This window comes from Shewanella sp. CG12_big_fil_rev_8_21_14_0_65_47_15 (assembly GCF_002783505.1).
Taxonomy (GTDB): domain Bacteria; phylum Pseudomonadota; class Gammaproteobacteria; order Enterobacterales; family Shewanellaceae; genus Shewanella.
The window spans coordinates 1-21,815 of record NZ_PFGL01000045.1 but is presented as its reverse complement, the minus strand read 5'-3'; the positions used below and the strand labels follow the sequence as shown (position 1 = coordinate 21,815).

Annotated in this window: 15 protein-coding genes; 10 read left to right on the top strand and 5 right to left on the bottom strand. The window is 47.8% G+C overall.

Annotated features, from left to right (window positions below; genetic code table 11):
• Positions 1 to 9: 9 nt before the first annotated feature.
• On the top strand, positions 10 to 1,548 hold the full coding sequence (locus COW15_RS12470) for an MATE family efflux transporter (RefSeq protein ID WP_293632864.1): 1,539 nt from the start codon (positions 10 to 12) through the stop codon (positions 1,546 to 1,548).
• A gap of 265 nt (positions 1,549 to 1,813) precedes the next feature.
• Here the strand turns inward: COW15_RS12470 and COW15_RS12465 are convergent, their stop codons facing one another.
• On the bottom strand, positions 1,814 to 2,011 hold the full coding sequence (locus COW15_RS12465; protein ID WP_293632863.1) for a DUF2986 domain-containing protein: 198 nt from the start codon (positions 2,009 to 2,011) through the stop codon (positions 1,814 to 1,816).
• Positions 2,012 to 2,336: 325 nt separating this feature from the next.
• On the opposite strand from COW15_RS12465, the gene yqfB reads away from it, so the two are divergent.
• Positions 2,337 to 2,666 carry a N(4)-acetylcytidine aminohydrolase gene (gene yqfB / locus COW15_RS12460; RefSeq protein ID WP_293632948.1) on the top strand — a complete coding sequence of 110 codons (330 nt, stop codon included), beginning with the start codon at positions 2,337 to 2,339 and terminating at the stop codon, positions 2,664 to 2,666.
• Positions 2,667 to 2,725: 59 nt separating this feature from the next.
• Here yqfB and COW15_RS12455 read toward each other — a convergent pair whose 3' ends face one another.
• From COW15_RS12455 to COW15_RS12440, 4 genes are all read right to left on the bottom strand, one after another.
• Positions 2,726 to 5,773, bottom strand: coding sequence for an efflux RND transporter permease subunit (locus tag COW15_RS12455; protein WP_293632862.1), 3,048 nt, complete (start codon positions 5,771 to 5,773; stop codon positions 2,726 to 2,728).
• Positions 5,770 to 9,021: an efflux RND transporter permease subunit gene (locus COW15_RS12450; protein ID WP_293632861.1), complete on the bottom strand. Its 3,252-nt coding sequence runs from the start codon at positions 9,019 to 9,021 to the stop codon at positions 5,770 to 5,772. Before COW15_RS12450 ends, COW15_RS12455 begins: the two co-directional genes overlap by 4 nt.
• Positions 9,022 to 9,033: 12 nt before the next feature.
• A complete protein-coding gene (locus tag COW15_RS12445; RefSeq protein WP_293632860.1) occupies positions 9,034 to 10,098 on the bottom strand; it encodes an efflux RND transporter periplasmic adaptor subunit in 1,065 nt (354 codons plus the stop codon).
• A 299-nt stretch (positions 10,099 to 10,397) separates the two neighbouring features.
• Positions 10,398 to 11,684, bottom strand: a complete 1,287-nt coding sequence (locus COW15_RS12440; RefSeq protein WP_007647504.1) for a citrate synthase — start codon at positions 11,682 to 11,684, stop codon at positions 10,398 to 10,400.
• A 416-nt stretch (positions 11,685 to 12,100) separates the two neighbouring features.
• Here COW15_RS12440 and sdhC point away from each other — a divergent pair, with 416 nt between their 5' ends.
• The 8 genes from sdhC (at position 12,101) to sucD (ending at position 21,706) form a co-directional block, all read left to right on the top strand.
• Entirely contained in the window at positions 12,101 to 12,496 is a 396-nt protein-coding gene (sdhC, locus tag COW15_RS12435) for a succinate dehydrogenase cytochrome b556 subunit (RefSeq protein WP_007647505.1), read from the top strand.
• Positions 12,490 to 12,837, top strand: coding sequence for a succinate dehydrogenase, hydrophobic membrane anchor protein (sdhD, locus tag COW15_RS12430; RefSeq protein WP_293632859.1), 348 nt, complete (start codon positions 12,490 to 12,492; stop codon positions 12,835 to 12,837). Before sdhC ends, sdhD begins: the two co-directional genes overlap by 7 nt.
• Positions 12,838 to 14,604: a succinate dehydrogenase flavoprotein subunit gene (gene sdhA / locus COW15_RS12425; protein WP_007647508.1), complete on the top strand. Its 1,767-nt coding sequence runs from the start codon at positions 12,838 to 12,840 to the stop codon at positions 14,602 to 14,604.
• Positions 14,605 to 14,615: 11 nt separating this feature from the next.
• The gene (locus COW15_RS12420) at positions 14,616 to 15,323 is read left to right on the top strand and encodes a succinate dehydrogenase iron-sulfur subunit (RefSeq protein ID WP_293632858.1); all 708 of its coding nucleotides are present in this window, start codon (positions 14,616 to 14,618) and stop codon (positions 15,321 to 15,323) included.
• A 214-nt stretch (positions 15,324 to 15,537) separates the two neighbouring features.
• Complete coding sequence (locus COW15_RS12415) at positions 15,538 to 18,369, top strand: 2-oxoglutarate dehydrogenase E1 component (RefSeq protein WP_293632857.1); 2,832 nt, start codon at positions 15,538 to 15,540, stop codon at positions 18,367 to 18,369.
• A 31-nt stretch (positions 18,370 to 18,400) separates the two neighbouring features.
• Complete coding sequence (gene odhB / locus COW15_RS12410) at positions 18,401 to 19,591, top strand: 2-oxoglutarate dehydrogenase complex dihydrolipoyllysine-residue succinyltransferase (protein WP_293632856.1); 1,191 nt, start codon at positions 18,401 to 18,403, stop codon at positions 19,589 to 19,591.
• A 76-nt stretch (positions 19,592 to 19,667) separates the two neighbouring features.
• Positions 19,668 to 20,834, top strand: coding sequence for an ADP-forming succinate--CoA ligase subunit beta (gene sucC, locus COW15_RS12405; protein ID WP_198780209.1), 1,167 nt, complete (start codon positions 19,668 to 19,670; stop codon positions 20,832 to 20,834).
• Positions 20,834 to 21,706, top strand: coding sequence for a succinate--CoA ligase subunit alpha (gene sucD, locus COW15_RS12400; RefSeq protein ID WP_011789076.1), 873 nt, complete (start codon positions 20,834 to 20,836; stop codon positions 21,704 to 21,706). The genes sucC and sucD overlap by 1 nt, the downstream gene beginning before the upstream one ends.
• The last annotated feature ends 109 nt before the right edge of the window (positions 21,707 to 21,815 follow it).

Genomic DNA, 21,815 nt, shown 5'->3' with positions numbered 1-21,815 from the left:
ACCAAGCGCATGACACAAGCCAAGTTCGTTGAGGGCTCGATACTTCGCCATATTCTCGTGATGAGTTCGACCGCGGCGGTGGGGATTTCCGCCCTATTTGTAGTCGATCTGCTCGATATCTTTTTCTTAAGTTTATTGGGAGAACATGAGCTTGCCGCGGCGGTCGGCTATGCGGGGAGTATTTCCTTTTTCACCACCTCGATAGGCATTGGCTTATCCATCGCCCTTGGCGCACTCGTGTCCCGTTCAGTTGGGGCGAAGGATCTGGTGCTCGCCAAACGCTTATTACTCCATAGCGCGGTTGTTACGACGTTGATTAGCGTGCTGGTGGCTGCAGTGGTCACCACCTTTATCCCTGAGTTGGTCGCACTCGTTGGTGCCAGCGGCCATACGGCGGAGCTGGCTGAAAGTTATTTGTATATTCTTGTCCCTTCATTACCTTTTATCTGCCTAGCGATGGCCCTTGGTGGTGCACTGCGCGCGGTGGGGGATGCCAAGTTGTCAATGCTGTCGACCCTAGCAGGTGGGGGCGTGAATGCCGTGCTCGACCCGATTTTTATCTTCCTGTTTGCGATGGGGATTGAAGGCGCGGCACTGGCCTCGGTATTGGCCCGTATTGCGGTGTTTATTATTGCTGGTCGTGGCATAGTCGTAAAACATCGGCTCTTAGGACAATTTGACTTATCTGATTTTCGCGCCGATCTAAAGCCCATTTTTGCCATCGCTGGCCCCGCGATGCTGACCAACATTGCGACCCCTATCGGCAATGCGTTTGTAACTAGGGCAATTGCCGATTTTGGTGACGCCTATGTGGCGGGTTGGGCCGTGTTAGGTCGGCTGATCCCTGTGGCCTTTGGAATGATCTTTGCGCTCTCGGGCGCGATTGGACCCATTGTTGGGCAAAATTTTGGGGCGGGGCAGTTTGAGCGGGTGCGGGAGAGTCTGACTAAGGCCATCCAGTTCTGTACCTTGTATGTTGTGCTGATGTCTTTGTTATTGTTCATCTTAAAATCACAGCTAATCAGTCTGTTTGATATGAAGGGGGATAGTGCGGCATTGATTGAATTTTTCTGCAGCTATATTGCCGTTTTCTTCACCTTTTCGGGCATTTTATTCGTGGCAAACGCTTCGTTTAATAACCTCGGCAAGGCGAAATATTCCACCCTTTTCAATGTGGGTAAAGCAACACTAGGAACGGTTCCCTTTGTGTATTTTGGGGGGCTCTGGGGCGGCGTATACGGTGTACTCATAGGCCAAGTAGTAGGTTCAATTCTATTTGGTGTGCTAGGAGTATGGGTGGCCTACCGTTTAGTCGATAAAGTGGCGGCGCAGGTACGGCTTGCGTCTATGGCGATTCCAGTAGCGACGAGTATCCCCAGCGGCGCAGGGGCCAATGAAGGGGAGGACATTGCCAACTACGTAGCACAAAATCTGCCGAGCGCGACTAATCCGCTTTCTTCATCCTGCGTGCAGATGGCGCAATTAACCGAGGAGCAAGAGAGTGAGCCCATATTACCGATACCTTACTTAGATGATGGCAAACCCTAATGAATGCTGAGCAAATAGGTGCGGCTTAAATCAAGAAATATTATGGTGAGCGGTGGCTGACATATTTAGGGGGTTAAAAACAAATGCCATAGGATAACCTGTGGCATTTGCGTTTAATGTCGGGTTTCAACGTGCCTATAGGTTAGCCAAATAAGAAGGTTCGTCTCCAGTGCAAAGCACTTTAGTGCACGCTAAACGGCATAAAACCTAGCAGAACCACAATTAGGCACGGATAACACTGCGACAATACGCCGATAGAATAAGGTTATTCGGCGGCGCTTGCTGTGTCTTGTTGCTCTTCGGTCCGATCCGTTGCCGCTTCTAATGCCGCCATTTTGGCGCGCTCGGCCTTGGAGATGTAACCCGATTTGATGGGCGCACCGATAGTGACAGGGTCGACTTTGTTCAGTCTCGCCTTAGCACGCTTGGCAATTTTTTTAATGATCTTTTGTTTCTTGTTCATAACATCTCTAATGTCGTTTCGTACCCGCGAGGCAGGCATATGAGGCCGAAGGCTCAATTGAGGGCGGATTCTAACTCAATATGGACGAACTGACCATGTTTTGCTGTGTGCTTGGGGTTCGTTATCCCCTGAGTGGACTATTTTTTAGTGCGAAAGTGGTAAATATTTCCCCTCGAGTGCTATTTGCATGGGCGGAGATCCGTTATCTTGCATTAAAAATAACATGTTGAACCTTAATGCTTTCTCCCCCGTTTATTGCGATACTGTCCGCGATCACTATGGGGCGGAAAACACTCGGGGCAGGAGAGAACAGTTGCTAACTAAAATGACTTTTTTTGAGCGTTTCGAACGGGATATCTTAAGCGGGGCTAAAACGATTACCCTGCGTGATGAGGCTGAATCCCATGTTACCGCGGGGCAGGTGTTGCCTGTGTCAACCTTTGAAACCGACCGCTGGTTTTGTGATATTCAAATCCTTGAGGTGAGCCCCATTGCATTATCTGATCTCAATCAAGCCCATGCCGAACAGGAAAATATGACTCTAGCACAGCTTCGCCTCGTGATTGCAGAGATTTACCCAGGACTTGAGCAGCTATTCATGATCCGTTTTAGAGTGCTTAACCCTGTAGGGGAAAGTGACACAGGTGCTTTTTAGCCACTTTTCTCGAGATAGTAAAAAGGCTGCATAGCAGCCTTTTTGTTTTCAATTAAATATTAAACAGTCCAAGGTAATAGTTTTTGAGCTAGCCTGTTGGACTCGCCTAAACGAATGGCAGCGCGGTGGCGCATCCGATAGAAGGCTTGATAGCACAGGGGCACTAAGTACAGACTCGTGATCGTTGAAAATGACAAGCCACCAATAATGGCGATTGCCATTGGGGAGTAAGGCGGGCCGCCGCCACCGATTTGGGTTTCACCCATAGCGAGTGGAACTAGCCCTAGTACTGTCGTGCCGACTGTCATTAACACTGGACGTAAACGTGTGATACACACTTCCCTTATGGTGTCGGACAATTTGTCGAGATCAGGCGTCATTTGGTTGATTTGATCCACCAGAACGATGCCGTTGTTCACCACTATGCCCATTAAAATCAAGATCCCTATCATGGCCATCACTGACATGGGGGTTCCTGTAATAAACAGCGCCCAGAATACCCCTGTGATGGAAAAGAGGATTGAGGTAATAATCGCCGTCGGTAACAACAGAGATTCAAACAGCGCCGCCATCACGATATAAATCATAGCGACAGCCAACAACATATTGGTGGCCATGACACTCTGATCTTCATCTTGGCGCTCGAATCCTCCGCGCAGTGAATAGTCATAACCATTGGGGAAATGGACATTCTCCATCACTTGTTTGATCTTCGTCTGCGCCTCTTCCGTGGTAAAGTTTTCTAAATTAGCACCAATCGATAGTGAGGTTTGGCGATTGTAATGTTTGATGGTATCGAAACGCGGCTGGATCTCGATGCTCGCCAAGTTATCTAAGGTGTACACCCGCTGATCGATACGTACTATGAGCAATTGCTTGAGTTTTTCGAGGGATTTTTGCCACTCTTTTTCGTAGGCCATTTCGATGCGTAGCTCACCATTAGGATCGTGGCGGAAGGATCTCAGTGGTGACCCCCTCAGCGCCATCGAAATACTCGAGGCCACTTCATTGAGTTTTAAATCTAAGCGCGCCGCCATTTGCCTGTCGATACGGATCACTACTTCCTGCTGTGCACCGTTCAGTTCAGAGCGCACATCTTGTAACCCTTTGATATTTTGCAGTAATGGGATGACCTGCTCACTCAAGTTGATAAGCTCTGTGGTTGAGCGGCCCGTGAGCGTCACCCGCACCCCAGAATTATCATCACCCCAACCAAATTGCGGTTTAGCGATAGAATATTTAGGAAAGCCACTACGGATTTTCTTTTTCAGCTCTTCGACGGGGATAGCTAAGTCTTTTTTCAACAGAACCACAGAGGAAGCATCGTCGGAGGCATAGTAGCTATATACAGAATCGATATGGAATTCCTCTTTATTTTTGTAGAGATACTCCTCCATCTGATTAATCATAGCTTCGGTGACATTCAGATTATGTCGACCTTCCACTTGGTAGTTGATGTAAATACGCTCCTTACTCTGACTGTCTTCTTGATCCTGTTTGACCAACGACAGCGGCAGGGCGGTTGAGGCGAGAATCGCCACAGCGATCACGCCCGAGCGCCAAGGTCTAATCAATACCCAGTTAAGCGTATTATTGTAGAAGCGCTGTAATTTACCGGCATCCTTCTCGGGGGCGATATCGAAGTGGAACTTAGTTAACATCAAAGGGATCAATGTCTTGGCGACCAGCAGTGATGCCGCCAGTGAGATGCAAATCGCAATCGCCACGTGCTCGAGGAAGATCGTCAGCTCAACTTTAACACCAAAAATATTGGGTAAAAATACGATGGCAGTGGTCATAGTACCCGCCAAGACGGCTAAGGCGACTTTATCGACTCCAGAGATCACTGATTCTTCATTGTCCTTGGGGCATTTGCCTTGTTTTTCCTGCAATACGCTCTCGGTCACCACCACAGCGTTATCAATCAACATACCAATGGCGAGCAATAGTCCCATCATCGACAGAATATTTAAGCTGTACCCCAATAAATACATGGCGGCGAGTGTCATACCGATGGAAATGGGTACAGACGACACGACCACTAAGGTCATTTTCAAATTGCGCAGGAATAAGTACAACACCACAAAGGACAGTAATGCACCTATCAAGCCTGAAAGTAACAGATCCGTCAGTGATGATTTAACGCCAGAGGCTTGATCTTCCATGATAAACAAACGGATACCTTGGAACTGCTGATCTTGTTTTGCCAGCTCGATAACCTTAAGGACGCGTTCCGACACTTCGACTAAGTTGGCGCCGGACTCCTTAAACACGTCTAATCCCACGGCATAATGCTTATCTAAGTGCCGGCCCTCGATCCGTTCTGGCAACGCAAACTGTACATCCGCAATATCCCCTAAGGTCAATCCAGGAGTGAGTACCAGTGCTTTGATATCTTCAAGGTTTCTAAATTCTCCCTTAGGCGAAACTTGATAAACAAGGTTGCTGGCCCTGAGCGTACCAGCACTGATGACAAAGTTTTCTCGGCCGAGGCGCGCTTGCAAATCGGTGGCCGAAAACCCGCTGGCGGCGAGTCGGTCAGCATCGATCCGCACTTCAATTTGTTTCTGTTCAACGCCGTACAAACTGACCTTGGATACACCTTCGACACGTTCAAGCGGACGCTTAAGCTGTTTATCCAGCAGATCAAATGCACCGGAAAGCTCCCGTTCGCTCGATATACGAATGGTCAGCACTGGCATATCGGCGGTAGAGAATTGATGGATAAAGACCCGCTCAACGTCCTTGGGCAGTAAATGCCGCACCGCATCAATTTTTTCCCGCGCTTCTAGACTCTTAGTGGCAACGTTCTCACCCCACTTCATGTTGATTTCGATTTCCGAACCCTCCTGGGAAGATTCTGATTCGAGTTTATCGATTCCGCCCATAGTGGCGAGGGATTCCTCCAGCACTTTAGTGATATCGCGCTCCACTTCGGCGGGGGTCGAGCCTTTGTAAGGCACTTCCACCACTATCTGTGGAATATCGATACCGGGGAACATTTCCAGCGGTAATAGGCGGCTCGAAGCGAGACCAAACAGCAAGATAGCAAAGAAGAACATGCTGGTGGTCACGGGGCGCTTAATGGCTAAACGGGTGAGGTTCATGGGCGAGCTTCCTCTGCGTTTACATGTGAGCCGATTACTGTATATTCTTTACGGTCGAACAGGGCGTAAAGCACTGGCAGTACAATTAAGGTCAGCAGTGTTGATAAACTGAGGCCAAAGATCACCGTTATCGCCATAGGTGCACGCACCTCTGAGCCATCACCTAGACCTAGTGCCATTGGCAGTAAACCTAAGGTCGTAGTCAGTGTGGTCATCATAATAGGGCGTAGGCGCGACTTAGCGGCGGCGCGAATGGCTTCGAGTTTTTCTACACCTTCACTACGCAGTTGGTTGATGCGATCCACCAGCACAATCGCGTTGTTCACTACTATCCCCGCTAACATGATAAGGCCGATAAATACCACCACACTCAAATGGGTTTGGGTGATATAGAGCCCCAGTACGCTACCTGCCAGCGCCATCGGCACGGCGAATAAAATCAGCAACGGATGCAGCAGTGACTCAAACTGACTCGCCATTACTAAATAGACTAAGAATACCGCTAGGATAAGGGCTATTTTGAGGGACTGGAATGAGTGCTCCATTTCCTCATTTTGACCACCGAAGCGAGCTTGCACCGATGCGGGTAGCACTTGTTGCGATAATATCTGCTGCGCCTCTGCCACCGCATCGCTTAAGTCACCGTAGGCGAGGTTCGCCGATACCAATGCCACACGTTGCTGGCTGATACGGTTAATCGCCGATGGGCCTAATTGCAATGACACTTCGGCAACCGCGCTTAAGGCAATGGGCTGGCTGCTGTTAGGGTTGATGATTAAGGCATCGATATCACTGATTTGATCGCGCTCGGCGAGTTCACTGCGCACCAGAATGTCAATCTTACGGTCACGTACCGTGTATTGGCTGGCAACGGTACCGCCGACGCGTTGGGCGATACGATTCGCCACCGTTGGTGCATCCATTCCCAGTGCCGCTAATCGGGCGTGGTCAAAACGGATACTCAGCTCAGGTTGACCATCACGCAGACTGGTATTGACGTCGGCAAAACGCTCTGAGGCTGATAGTGCTTTGGTTAGACTATCGGCGCTGCGCTTGAGCAAGTTCAAATCGTAGCCCGTTAGCTCTATCTCCAATGGTGTTTTAAAACTAAATAGCTCAGGTTGTTCAATTTTTGCTTCAAGCTCTGGGATGCGGCGCGCACTATCACGTAATATTTGAGTAACAGTGTTGTAGGCACTGTGGTCGTTAAGCACGACTTGTAAGCGACCCCAGTTTTCGCCACCGCGGGAGGTATCCGAAGTCATTAAACCACCACTGCCGGCTTGGCTATAGGCATGTTTGACTTCTGCTCTGTCCTTAATCGATAGTGCAAGCTGTTGTAATACCTTGTCGGTTTCGCCTACTGCCGTACCCGGTGGCAGTAAGATCTCCACATAGAACTCACCTTGATTCATCGGCGGAATGAGTTCCATACCTAGGCGAGGTAATAGGCTAATACATGCGCCCGTTATCGCAATGGTAAGCAGTAGTGTGGTCATCTGCCTGCGCAGTGCCGAGGCCAGTAGCTTGTGGTAAGCCTTCTCAATACTGTGGTAAACAAAGTTAAACCCTGAACTCAAAGGACGCATAATAAGACCGATGAGCCAGGAGAAGAAGCGGCCTAGAATCAACACTAAGGTCAGTAACGCACTCGGTAAGTAACTAAATATCAACAGAATAGGGAAGGAAAACACAGTCGCGCTATAGTGTTTAAACTTACCCATTTTAGTGGTGGGTTTATCCTTAGGTGTGGTGGTTATCAGCGCGGGTAGGGTTCTAAAGCCTTGGCGTGATGCCAGCATAGGGATAGAAGTTAAGGCGACTAATAACGAGGCCAACAGGGCAAAGGTGACTGTGAGGGCCTGATCGGAGAACAGGGCACCGGCAATGCCATCGACAAACACTAATGGCACAAACACCGCAAGTGTCGTCAGTGTGGAGGCGAAAATCGCGCCCGCCACTTCCTTAGTACCCGTCACCGCGGCATCTAACTTACTCATGCCTTCGCTGCGGCAACGGTCGATGTTTTCTAATACCACAATGGCGTTATCAACTAACAGACCGATGGCGAGTGCAATACCACCTAATGACATGATGTTTAAGCTGATATCGGCAAAATACATCATGTTAAAGGTGGCGATCACCGAGAAGGGGATCGAGATAGAAATAATCAAGGTCGGGATGATATTACGCAGGAACAGGTAAATCACTAGCATGGATAAGACACTGCCCATCAGTGCAGAAGAGGTGACTTCGCTAACCGCACTTTCGATAAACTCGGATTGATCGTAAATCACTTCGAGTTTGTTTTGCTTAGGATCTTGATTAATTTTGACGAGTTCATCGCGCAATTTTTTGGCGACGGCGACAGTGTTAGCATCACCTTCTTTATAAATCGCCAGCTCAATCGATTCTTGGCTACCGATGCGGGTGATGTCACTGCGCTCTTTATAGGCATCCGTAATAGTCGCGACTTCGAATAAACGCACTAAGGTTTGCTCATCGCGATAGACAATCACTTGGCTAAGTTCATCCAATGAATTGAATTGGTTAAGTGTGCGCACTAAGTATTCGCGATCACCTTGGATCACTTTACCCGCAGAGAGGTTAATATTCTCTTCGCTAATACGACGCTTAATGTCATCGGCATTAAGATTAAGCTGCGACAGCTTTTCTTGGTTAAGCTGAATGTGCACTTCTTGCTCTAGACCACCGGATAAACGCACCGCGGCGACCCCCGATAGCGCCTCTAAGCGGCGCTTAAGCTCTTCCTCCGCATAGGTGCGCATTTGCTTCAGTTCGGCTTCCGAGGCATTCGGTACCGACAGCGCGAGACGCATAATCGGGTCAAGGTTGGGGTTAAAACGCAGCAGTAATGGTTTTTTTACATCGAGTGGCAGTGCGATAGTGTCGAGTTTTTCGCGCACATCTAAGCTTGCCATATCCATAGTGGTGCCCCATTCAAACTCGAGCACTACATCTGACATGCCAGAGCGGGAAATAGAGCTGATTTTACGTAGCCCTTTGACCACGCCAACGGCTTCTTCAATCGGCTTAGAAACGAGCTGCTCAACTTCGACTGGGGCCGCGCCATCATACATAGTGCGAATAGTGAGCGTGGGGTAGCTTAGGTCTGGCAGTAACTTTACCGCTAAGCGGGAAAATCCCACCATACCGAATAAAATCACCGCCAGCATGAACATCCATACCGTGACTGGCCGTTTAACGGAAGTGCTGATAATTGACATGAAAGGCTCCTATCAGTTCTTAGCTGAGGCGAGATCGAGTGGGGTGATCACTTCGACTAAGGATTGGTCTTTCAAGTTTTGCTGGCCACGGGTAACCACTTGCTCACCGGGGTTTATACCGGAAACAATTTCAACCGAGTCGCCTTCACGGTAACCAATTTCGACTTCACGGCGATTGGCATTCGTACCATCAATGACATATAAGGCTTGTCTGTTATCCTGGTTGATAAGTGCACTGTAAGGCACAGTGATCACGTTTTCATGGGTGTCATATTTGAGTTCTACGCGGGTAAACATGCCGGCTTTTAGGCGTGCATCTTGATTCGGTACGGCTAATGTCACCTTAAAGGTACCACTTTGTGGGTCAACAATCGGGCTTATCCGCAGCACTTTGGCATGGATAGCATTCTTGCTTTGTTGATTGTTAAAGACCTGGGCTTCTTGGCCTAGTTTGAGGCTCGTAAGTTGTTGCTCTGGAAGATGGACTATACCGTGGAGTTCATCTTGGTTGACTATGTAGAACAAGTCGCCAAATTCTTGTGCCATATTGCCGGCTTTAACGTAGCGTTTGGCGATAATGCCATCGATGGGGGAAACCACATGACTCTCTTTGACTTGCAGTTCTGCAAGATCCTTTTTCGCGATAGCGGCTTGTAGGTTATATTCGAGTTTGGCCATCGAATCCGCGCTGATAAACTCTTTATTGTTCATCTTTTTTAAACGATTGAGTTCCTGCTCAATAATTTTGACTTCGGCTTCGGAGCGGTCTAAGTCGTATTGTTGTCTTTTTGAATCAATCACAGCGAGCACTTGACCCTTCTGAACGCGGTCACCTTCTTCAACGGCAATAGACTCAATGAGCCCGGATATACGGCTGACGACCTTGGCTTCTTGGGGGGCTTCCAAGGTGGCTGTGGTGCTGTAGAAAGAAGACACATTACCTTGCATCACTGTGGTGGTTTCAACGGGAATGGCATATTTTTCTTCTTTTTTAGCCACTTCTTCCTCACCACAGGCTGCCAGCATTGAGATCATGAGCAGTGGTAGAGTGAATTTAACCATTTTTGACTTTTCCATAAGAGTGTTACCTGTTGTCTTTATTGTGATGCCATTTGATAGCAGAAACTATGCCAACATTGAAAAGTGATTTATTTCAATATATTAATTCAATTTTATACTTTTATTGAGTAGGCAAACTAACTAAATGTAGCTAAAAAGTTTAAAAAGTGATGAGAATAACTAAAGGCGGTTAAGGAAAATTACTCAAGTAGGCAATTGCAACAAGGTATTTTTAGCGAAGGGAAACGCATAGGTTGGTCGTTTTGCGGGATAAAAAAAGCGCCCTAGGGCGCTTTTTAATGCTTAAGATAGTAAGCTTAGCGTTTGTCTTGCTTAACGAAATCACGCGCAGTTTCGCCAGTGTATAGCTGACGTGGACGGCTGATTTTGTGACCTGGTTGATCTAACATTTCTTTCCAGTGAGCAATCCAACCTACAGTACGTGCCAGTGCGAATAGCACAGTGAACATACTGGTTGGAATACCAATGGCTTTCATGATGATGCCAGAGTAGAAATCGACGTTTGGATAGAGCTTCTTAGAAATGAAATATTCATCTTCAAGGGCAATACGCTCGAGTTCCATGGCCACATCCAAGAGTGGATCTTTGACCTTCAGCTCTTTCAGTACTTCGTGACAGGTTTCACGCATGACTTTGGCTCGTGGGTCAAAGTTTTTGTAAACACGGTGTCCAAAGCCCATCAGACGGAATGGATCATTCTTGTCTTTCGCGCGTTCAATAAATTCAGGAATACGGTCTACAGAACCGATTTCTTCCAACATTTGCAAACAGGCTTCGTTAGCGCCGCCGTGTGCTGGGCCCCAAAGTGAAGCGATACCCGCTGCGATACACGCAAATGGATTTGCCCCAGAAGAACCCGCTAAACGCACGGTCGAAGTTGATGCGTTTTGCTCATGATCCGCATGTAAAATGAAGATCCTGTCCATCGCACGTTCAACGATTGGGTTAACTTTGTACTCTTCGCATGGCACAGCAAACATCATGCTTAAGAAGTTGCCCGCATAGCTCAAGTCATTGCGTGGATACACGAATGGTTGGCCTGAGGAATACTTGTAGCACATAGCGGCAATCGTTGGCATTTTGGAGACTAGGCGATAAGCGGCGATTTCGCGGTGGTGCGGATCGTTGACATCGAGTGAGTCTTGGTAAAATGCAGACAATGCACCAGTCACACCACATAACATCGCCATAGGATGAGCGTCACGACGGAAGCCTCTAAAGAAGAAGGCGAGTTGCTCATGGACCATAGTGTGGTTTTTAACTGTATGTACAAACTCAGCATATTGCTCTGTCGTCGGCAGTTCACCGTAAAGCAGCAGATAACACAGGTCTAGGTAATCGGAGTCAACGGCGAGTTGCTCAATCGGATAGCCACGGTGTAACAATATACCTTGATCGCCATCGATATAGGTAATTGCAGATTCACAGGAGGCTGTCGCGAGAAAACCTGGATCAAAAGTAAAGTAACCTTTGCTGCCAAGTTTACTGATGTCGATTACGTCAAAACCAGCGGTTCCCTGCTTTACTGGCAATTCTATCGAGTCGTTCCCTGGTAATTCTAATTTGGCTTTTAAATCAGCCATACCCCGTTCTCCTTACTTCATTCTTATCTGTGAGTGCGGCATGTCAAACCGCCATTACTTTACAGCTATTCTAGATCACATTTCAATTTAAATAAGCGTTTAAATTTGTTAGACCATGGTATAAAACGCTTTACTTTCCTTGCTGCAACTGGCACTTACGCCAAAAAGTCGTCAAAAAAACATAATTTGCATTCTGTGATGTTTGTATTTGACATTTGCCGCGAGTATACTTGCCTCCGCCCAATAAGGGCCACAAACAACGATTATAAAGTACCCTTAGTTTACATGTTAAATAAGAGCGTGCTCAGATAGTTAACTGTTTGTTTAAACTTTGCTTTTGTGTTTACTTTTGCCGTGATTTATCTCTCAGTTTAAAGTTTGTACAAAAGCGGTTCACATAACAAAAAAAATGCTCAATGGAGCTGAGTGAGCAGAACGTGAAAAAGCAAAGACCTGTCCATTTAGATCTGCAGACCATTCGCTTTCCTGCAACAGCGATTGTGTCAATTCTTCACCGTGTTTCCGGTGTCATCATGCTGTTTGCTGTTGGCATTCTTATTTGGTTGCTAAATTCATCTTTAGCCTCCGCTGAAAGTTTTGCTGGCGTACAATCCCTATTCGATAACTTCGTTGTGAAGTTCATCATGTGGGGCATTTTGACAGCACTGGCTTATCACTTATTCGGTGGCCTACGCCACTTAGTAATGGATACCGGTCGTTGGGAAGAGTTGGCTTCGGGTACCGCATCAGCGAAAGCTGTTTTTGTATTAACGGTAGCCTTTTCAATTTTAGCGGGGATGTGGGTATGGTAATCAATGCAGCAAGTTTTGGACGCAGTGGTGTTCATGACTTTATTCTACTACGCGCTAGTGCAGTGATCCTCGCCTGTTACACCATTTTCTTGGTTGGCTTTATTGCATGTAGTTCCCCTCTCACCTACGACGTTTGGCATGGCCTTTTTAGCGCTCTGCCGATGAAAGTGTTTACACTGCTTGCGCTGGTGGCATTGCTTATCCACGCCTGGATTGGTGTATGGCAAGTGCTGACGGATTACGTCAAGTGCACGTCGTTACGTGGTGTTTTACAGTTCACCTTTGTCGTTACCGTATTTTGTTATTTAGCGGCCGGCATTGTTATTGTGTGGGGTGTCTAAGTGAGTATTCCAGTACGCGAATTTGATGCTGTGGTGATCGGTGCCGGTGGTGCGGGTATGCGCGCAGCACTGCAGATCTCCAAAGAAGGTAAGAGCTGTGCGCTTTTATCAAAAGTATTCCCAACCCGTTCTCATACTGTGTCTGCGCAGGGTGGTATCACCGTTGCGTTGGGTAACGCCCATGAGGATCATTGGGAACAACATATGTACGATACCGTAAAAGGTTCCGATTTTATCGGTGACCAAGACGCTATCGAATTTATGTGCCAAACCGGTCCAGAAGCCATTATCGAACTTGAGCATATGGGTTTACCCTTTTCTCGTTTCGAAAACGGCAAAATTTATCAACGTCCTTTCGGTGGCCAATCTAGAAACTTTGGTGGCGAGCAAGCGGCACGTACTGCGGCAGCTGCCGACCGTACTGGTCATGCTTTACTCCACTGTTTATACCAACAAAACGTGAAGCACAAGACACAAGTCTTCTCAGAATGGTATGCATTAGATCTCGTTAAAAACGATGATGGCGTCGTTGTGGGTTGTACAGCGATTGAAATCGAAACCGGTGAAATCGTTTATTTCAAAGCCAAGGCGACTGTACTTGCGACAGGCGGTGCGGGTCGTATTTATGCGTCTACGACAAACGCACATATCAATACCGGTGACGGTGTCGGTATGGCAATGCGTGCTGGCGTGCAAATGCAGGATATGGAAATGTGGCAATTCCACCCAACGGGCATCGCCGGTGCGGGTGTACTTGTAACTGAAGGCTGTCGCGGTGAAGGTGGATATCTGCTGAACAAAGACGGCGAGCGCTTCATGGAACGTTATGCCCCTAACGCGAAGGATTTAGCATCCCGTGACGTGGTTGCCCGTTCTATGATGACCGAGATCCGTGAAGGTCGTGGTTTAGACGGTCCACTGGGCCCACACTGTTTACTGAAACTCGACCACTTAGGCAAAGAAACATTAGAAGCGCGTTTACCAGGCGTGTGTGAATTGTCTCGTACCTTTGCCCATATCGATCCGGCCGATGGTCCAATCCCAGTATTACCAACCTGTCATTATATGATGGGCGGTCTACCGACTAAGGTCAGCGGCCAAGTGGTTCGCAAGAACGAAGATGGTAGTGAGCAAGATGTGGTTGGTTTGTTTGCCGTGGGTGAAATTGCCTGTGTATCTGTACACGGTGCTAACCGTTTAGGCGGTAACTCATTGCTTGACTTAGTGGTATTTGGTCGTGCGGCGGGTCAACATTTAGGTAAGGCACTCGATGAGACCGCCGATCCTAAAGATGCTACCGATGCGGATATTCAAGCGTCACTTGCACGTCTGAACCGTTGGGAAAACAACAAAGACGGTGAAGATCCAACGCAAATCCGTAAGGATCTGCAACTTTGCATGCAATTAAACTTCTCTGTATTCCGTCGTGGCGATGCTATGGCTGAAGGTTTAGAGCAGTTGAAAGCGATCCGTAAACGTTTAGAAAATGCTAAGTTGTCTGATAACTCTCGTGAATTCAATACTCAACGTATTGAATGTTTAGAGTTAGATAACTTAATGGCAACGGCGATTGCGACCGCTTATGCCGCTAACTTCCGTACTGAGAGCCGCGGCGCTCATTCACGTGAAGATTATTTAGAGCGTGATGACGAAAACTGGTTATGCCACAGCTTGTTTGACCCTGTGAGCGAAACTATGGACCGTCGTGCTGTAAATATGGCGCCTAAGTTACGTGAAGCATTCCCGCCGAAGAAACGTACCTACTAGGAGTTGCAAAGATGAAATTGGAATTTGCAGTTTATCGTTACAATCCTGATGTAGATACTAAACCATACATGCAGGATTACAGCTTAGAAGTCGCTGAAGGCTCAGACATGATGGTGCTCGATGCACTGATCAAGTTAAAAGAGCAAGATCCAACCTTAGCGTTTCGTCGTTCATGCCGTGAAGGTGTGTGTGGTAGCGACGGCGTAAATATGAATGGTAAAAACGGCTTAGCTTGTATTACGCCAATCTCGACCTTTAAGGGTAAGAAATTGGAAATCCGCCCGCTGCCAGGTATGCCAGTGGTACGTGATTTAGTGGTTGATTTAACTCAATTCTACAAGCAGTACGAGAAGATCAAGCCTTATCTCATCAATGATGAGAAAGCTCCAGCCCGTGAACACTTACAGTCACCTGAAGAGCGTGCGCACTTAGATGGTCTGTACGAATGTATCATGTGTGCTTGTTGTTCTACGGCTTGCCCATCATTCTGGTGGAATCCTGATAAATTTATCGGTCCTAGCGGTCTGCTCCACGCCTACCGTTTCTTGATCGACAGTCGTGATACAGCAACAGAAGATCGTCTTTCTGAGCTGGACGACGCCTACAGTGTGTTCCGTTGCCATGGCATCATGAACTGCGTTGACGTCTGTCCAAAAGGACTTAATCCGACTAAAGCAATTGGTCATATTAAGTCTATGCTGCTTAAGCGAGCAGTGTAATGCGAGAACCCGAGCTGAAACCAATAATAATATAGCTCTTGAAGAGTCACTTTCTGGTAACAGAAGGTGACTCTTTTGCGTATGTAATGGAAGACAACGCGCCGTATATCTGGACATCTAGGGGCGGCAGAAATTATGCGTCGATGCTCATCGCAGCAGATCGCATATTCAATACTATGGCTAAGCACGTGTATAAAGTTTGAAAGGAATAGAAATGCACCAAGGCATCATGAAAGCCTGGCTCGAATCATCTCACTTAAGTGGTGCAAATTCGACCTACGTAGAAGAGATGTATGAAGCCTATCAAGAAGACCCACAGTCAGTCTCTGACGATTGGCGTGCGGTATTTGATAATCTCCCTCCGGTGAACGGTGCCTCTAAAGACGCGCCTGAAGCTGCTCACTCAAAAGTACGTGATTATTTCCGCAGTTTAGCCCTTGAAGGACGCCATAAGAGCTCGGCTCGTGTGACCGATCCTGAAATGGATGCTAAGCAAGTTAAAGTCCTGCAGCTGATCAATGCCCATCGTTTTCGTGGTCACCAAGGTGCTAACCTTGATCCCCTCGAACTGTGGAAACGTGAACCTGTCGCCGATTTAGATCCCGCATTCCACGGTCTGACTAAAGAAGACATGGAGCGCGAGTTCAATACAGGTTCTTTCGCCCATGGCGGCGAAACCATGAAACTGGCGGATCTAGTCAAGGCATTGAAAGCCACTTACTGTGGTTCTATCGGTGCCGAATACATGCATATTACCGACACCGATGAGAAGCGTTGGATCCAACAACGTCTCGAACCGTCCTTAGGTAAAGCTAATTACGATAAAAATGTTAAGACCCGTATTCTTGAAGGCTTAAACGCCGCCGAAGGCATCGAAAAATACCTAGGGGCCAAATTCCCTGGTGCAAAACGCTTCTCCTTAGAAGGCGGTGATGCGCTAGTGCCTATGATGCGCGAAATTATTTACCGTGCAGGCGAAGTTGGAACTAAAGAAATCGTCGTCGGTATGGCGCACCGTGGTCGTTTAAACGTATTGATTAACGTTTTAGGTAAGCGTCCCGCAGAGCTGTTCGATGAATTCGCGGGTAAGCACGCCGATACCCATGGTTCGGGTGACGTTAAGTACCACCAAGGTTTCTCTTCTGATTTTGAAACGCCGGGCGGCAACGTGCATTTAGCACTGGCCTTTAACCCGTCGCACCTTGAAATCGTGAACCCTGTGGTCATGGGTTCTGTACGTGCTCGCCAAGACCGTCGTGGTTGCAAAGATGGTTTACAGGTGATGCCAATCACTATCCATGGTGACTCGGCGATTACCGGGCAAGGCATTGTACAAGAGACATTTAACATGTCTCAAACCCGTGGCTTTAAAGTGGGCGGCAGCATTCGCATCGTAGTGAATAACCAAGTGGGCTTTACCACTTCTAATCACCACGATGTGCGTTCGACTGAATACTGTACCGATATCGCTAAGATGGTTCAGGCGCCGATTTTCCACGTTAACTCCGACGATCCTGAAGCTGTGGCCTTTGTGTCACAACTTGCCGTTGATTATCGCAACGAGTTTAAACGTGATGTGGTGATCGACTTAGTCTGTTACCGTCGCCATGGTCACAACGAGGCCGACGAGCCAAGTGCAACTCAGCCTTTGATGTATGCCAAGATCAAGAAACACCCAACGCCGCGTAAAATCTATGCTGATAAGCTGATCGCAGAAAACACTATCGCTGCTGACGAAGTGACAGGCCTGATCAACAACTACCGTGATGCCTTAGATCAAGGTGATTGCGTAGTGAAAGAATGGCGTCCAATGACGCTGCATTCCGTTGACTGGACACCTCATATTGGCCGTGAATGGGATGAAGCCTATCAGGCGTCAATGTCCATCGAGCGTTTACAAAACCTCGCCGATAAACTCAGCTATGTGCCTGAAAGCCATCCATTACAATCCCGTGTTGCCAAAATTTACGGTGACCGTGTTGCTATGGCCAAAGGTGAGAAGTTACTCGACTGGGGCTTTGCAGAAACCTTGGCCTATGCTTCGATTCTGGAAGACAACAAGCGTATTCGTATCACAGGGCAAGATTCCGGCCGTGGTACATTCTTCCATCGCCATGCTGTGCTGCATAATCAAAACGATGCGACCACCTATCTGCCGCTACGCAATATTGCCGATGAGCAAGGCCCAATCGATATTACTGACTCAGTACTGTCAGAAGCTTCGGTGCTGGCTTTTGAATATGGTTATGCCACGGCAGAGCCCGGTGGTTTAACGATTTGGGAAGCGCAGTTTGGTGACTTTGCGAACTGTGCCCAAGTGGTTATCGACCAATTCCTGTCATCGGGTGAGCAGAAGTGGGGCCGTTTATGTGGTCTGACTATGTTATTGCCCCATGGTTATGAAGGTCAAGGTCCTGAGCATTCAAGCGCCCGTTTAGAGCGTTTCTTGCAGATGTGTGCTAACCACAATATGCAAGTGTGTGTGCCTTCAACACCGGCACAGGTTTACCATATGCTGCGCCGCCAGGTAGTGCGTCCAATGCGTCGACCACTCATAGTGATGTCACCTAAGTCATTGCTACGTCATCCATTAGCGGTTTCAAGCTTGGAAGAGTTAGCCAATGGTAGTTTCCAAAACGTGATCGGTGAAATCGACACCTTGGAAGCGAGCAAGGTTGACAGAGTCGTCTTCTGTAGTGGTAAAGTTTACTTTGAGCTATTGGAAAAACGTCGTAAAGAAAATATCACTAATGTAGCGCTTATTCGTGTCGAGCAGTTATATCCGTTCCCACACGATGAAATGGTCGTTGCCTTGGCAGATTTCCAACATGTGAAAGATTTCGTTTGGTGTCAGGAAGAGCCGCAAAACCAAGGTGCTTGGTATTCTAGCCAACATCACTTCTGGGCTGCGATTCCTGCTAGTGCACAGTTAACCTACGCGGGTCGTGAAGCCTCGGCTGCACCTGCCTGTGGTTATCCAGAACTGCACGCACATCAGCAAGAATCTTTAGTGAACAGTGCCCTAAAACTCACAACCACACTGTAGTAATAGACATTTTATAAAAGGATAGTTTTTCATGAGTATCGAAATTAAGGTACCCGTACTACCAGAATCTGTTGCCGATGCCACGATTGCCACTTGGCATGTAAAAGTGGGTGAGCAAGTTTCTCGTGATCAAAATCTGGTTGATATTGAAACTGACAAAGTTGTACTCGAAGTGGTTGCGCCGGAAGATGGCCACATTGGTGAGTTTCTGTTCCACGAAGGCGACACCGTTCTTGGCGAGCAAGTGATTGCCAAATTCATCGCAGGTGCGGTTTCTGGTCAAGAAGTGACTAAAGCTCAAGCCGAAGCGGCTGCGCCCGTTGCGGTAAGTGAAGAAAGCAACGATGCCTTAAGCCCTTCAGTTCGTCGTTTACTGGCAGAACACAATGTGGATGCCAGCAAAGTGAAAGGCACGGGTGTGGGCGGTCGTATCACTAAAGAAGACGTTGAAGCCTATGTGAAGTCAGCACCAAAGGCTGCTGCGGTAGCGGCTGCGCCTGTAGTTGCACCTCTTGCTGCGGGCCGTAGCGAGAAGCGTGTGCCTATGACTCGCCTGCGTAAGACAATTGCTAATCGTCTATTAGAAGCGAAAAACTCTACCGCTATGCTCACAACGTTTAACGAAGTGAACATGAAGCCCATCATGGATATCCGTAAGCAATATCAAGATATCTTTGAAAAGCGCCACGGTATTCGTTTAGGTTTTATGTCTTTCTATGTGAAAGCCGTGACCGAAGCGCTGAAACGCTTCCCAGAAGTGAACGCATCAATCGACGGTGATGATATCGTTTATCACAACTATTTCGATGTGAGCATTGCGGTTTCTACACCACGTGGTCTGGTGACACCAGTGCTACGTGATACTGATACCATGAGCCTCGCTGAAATCGAAAAAGCCGTGCGCGATCTGGCCATCAAAGGCCGTGATGGCAAACTGACCGTTGCCGATATGACCGGCGGTAACTTCACCGTGACTAACGGTGGCGTTTTCGGTTCACTGATGTCTACACCGATTCTGAACCTGCCACAAAGCGCGATTTTAGGCATGCATGCCATTAAAGATCGCCCAATGGCAGTCAATGGTCAGGTTGAAATCCTGCCCATGATGTACCTAGCACTCTCATATGACCATCGTATTGTCGATGGCCGTGAGTCTGTTGGTTTCTTGGTTGCGATTAAAGACTTCCTAGAAGACCCAACACGTCTGCTGCTCGATCTATAAGAAAAAGCCAGACATACCCTCGTGACTGGCCCTGAGGGCCAGTTGGATTTGATTAGAAGTATACGGATAGATCATCATGAATTTGCATGAGTATCAGGCAAAATCCCTATTTGCCGAATATGGTTTACCAGTGTCAGAAGGTTTTGCATGTGATACAGCCCAAGAAGCTGTAGAAGCGGCAGGCCGTATTGGCGGAAATTTATGGGTTGTTAAGTGTCAAGTACACGCAGGCGGCCGCGGTAAAGCGGGTGGCGTTAAAGTCACTGGCGATAAAGAAGAAATCAGAGCCTTTGCCGAACACTGGTTAGGCAAAAATCTGGTGACTTATCAAACGGATGAGAAAGGTCAGCCAGTTGCTAAGATTTTAGTAGAAAGCTGCACCGATATCGCCAACGAACTGTACTTAGGCGCAGTCGTTGACCGTAGCACACGCCGCGTCGTGTTTATGGCGTCAACTGAAGGCGGTGTTGAGATTGAGAAAGTGGCAGAAGAAACGCCAGAACTCATTCACAAAGCGATTATCGATCCGTTGACTGGCCCACAGCCATATCAAGCCCGTGATCTTGGCTTCAAACTGGGCTTAAACCCAACTCAAATGAAGCAGTTCACTAAGATCTTCATGGGTCTGGCGACTATGTTCGTTGATCATGATTTCGCACTCCTGGAAATCAACCCACTGGTTATCACCACTGAAGGTAACCTGCACTGTCTAGACGGTAAAATTGGTATCGATGGTAACGCACTGTTCCGTCAGCCAAAAGTTAAAGCAATGCACGATCCATCACAGGATGACGCCCGTGAAGCCCACGCTGCTATGTTCGAACTGAACTACGTGGCATTAGACGGTAACGTTGGCTGTATGGTGAACGGTGCTGGCCTGGCTATGGGTACTATGGATATCGTTAACTTGCACGGTGGCAAGCCAGCGAACTTCCTCGACGTAGGTGGTGGCGCGACCAAAGAACGTGTTGCTGAAGCGTTCAAAATCATTCTGTCTGACAGCAATGTGAAAGCGGTTCTGGTTAACATCTTCGGCGGTATCGTACGTTGTGACATGATCGCAGAAGGTATCATTGGCGCCGTTAAAGAAGTGGGCGTTAAAGTACCTGTTGTGGTTCGTTTAGAAGGGACTAACGCTGAGCTTGGCCGTGAAGTATTAGCTAAATCGGGTCTAGATATCATTGCAGCTACCAGTCTGACTGATGCGGCTGAGCAAGTAGTTAAAGCTGCGGAGGGCAAATAATGTCTGTCTTAATCAATAAAGATACCAAGGTAATTTGCCAAGGCTTTACCGGTGGTCAAGGTACATTCCACTCACAGCAAGCTATCGATTACGGTACGCAAATGGTGGGCGGTGTGTCTCCTGGTAAAGGTGGTACTGAACACTTAGGTCTGCCAGTGTTTAATACTGTGAAAGACGCGGTTGCAGCAACTGGCGCAACAGCTTCTGTTATCTATGTTCCAGCACCTTTCTGTAAAGACGCCATCCTTGAAGCGATCGACGGTGGTATCGAGCTTATCGTTTGTATCACTGAAGGCATTCCTACTCTGGATATGCTGCAAGTGAAAGTGAAGCTTGAAGAAACTGGCGTGCGCATGATTGGCCCTAACTGCCCAGGTGTGATCACCCCTGGTGAATGTAAGATCGGCATTATGCCTGGTCACATCCACTTAAAAGGCAAAGTGGGTATCGTTTCACGTTCAGGTACGCTGACCTATGAAGCGGTTAAGCAAACGACTGATGAAGGTTTCGGCCAATCTACCTGCGTAGGTATTGGTGGTGACCCAATTCCTGGTACTAACTTCATCGACGTATTGGAAATGTTCCAAAACGATCCACAGACTGAAGCCATTGTAATGATCGGTGAAATCGGTGGAACTGCTGAAGAAGAAGCGGCGGCTTATATCAAAGCCCACGTGACTAAGCCTGTGGTTTCTTACATCGCTGGTGTCACTGCACCTGCGGGTAAGCGTATGGGCCATGCTGGTGCGATTATCGCTGGCGGTAAAGGTACTGCTGCTGACAAATTTGCTGCTTTAGAAGCTGCGGGTGTGACCACTGTCCGCTCGTTAGCGGATATCGGCAAAGCGCTACGTGCTAAAACGGGTTGGTAATCTAACCGTTAACACACTAAAAGGCGCCTAGGGCCTGTCTCTTGATCACATTTCGTACTCAAGAGACTGTGCCAATTCATAGCCTTCAAGGATGGTTTGCAGTTTGAAC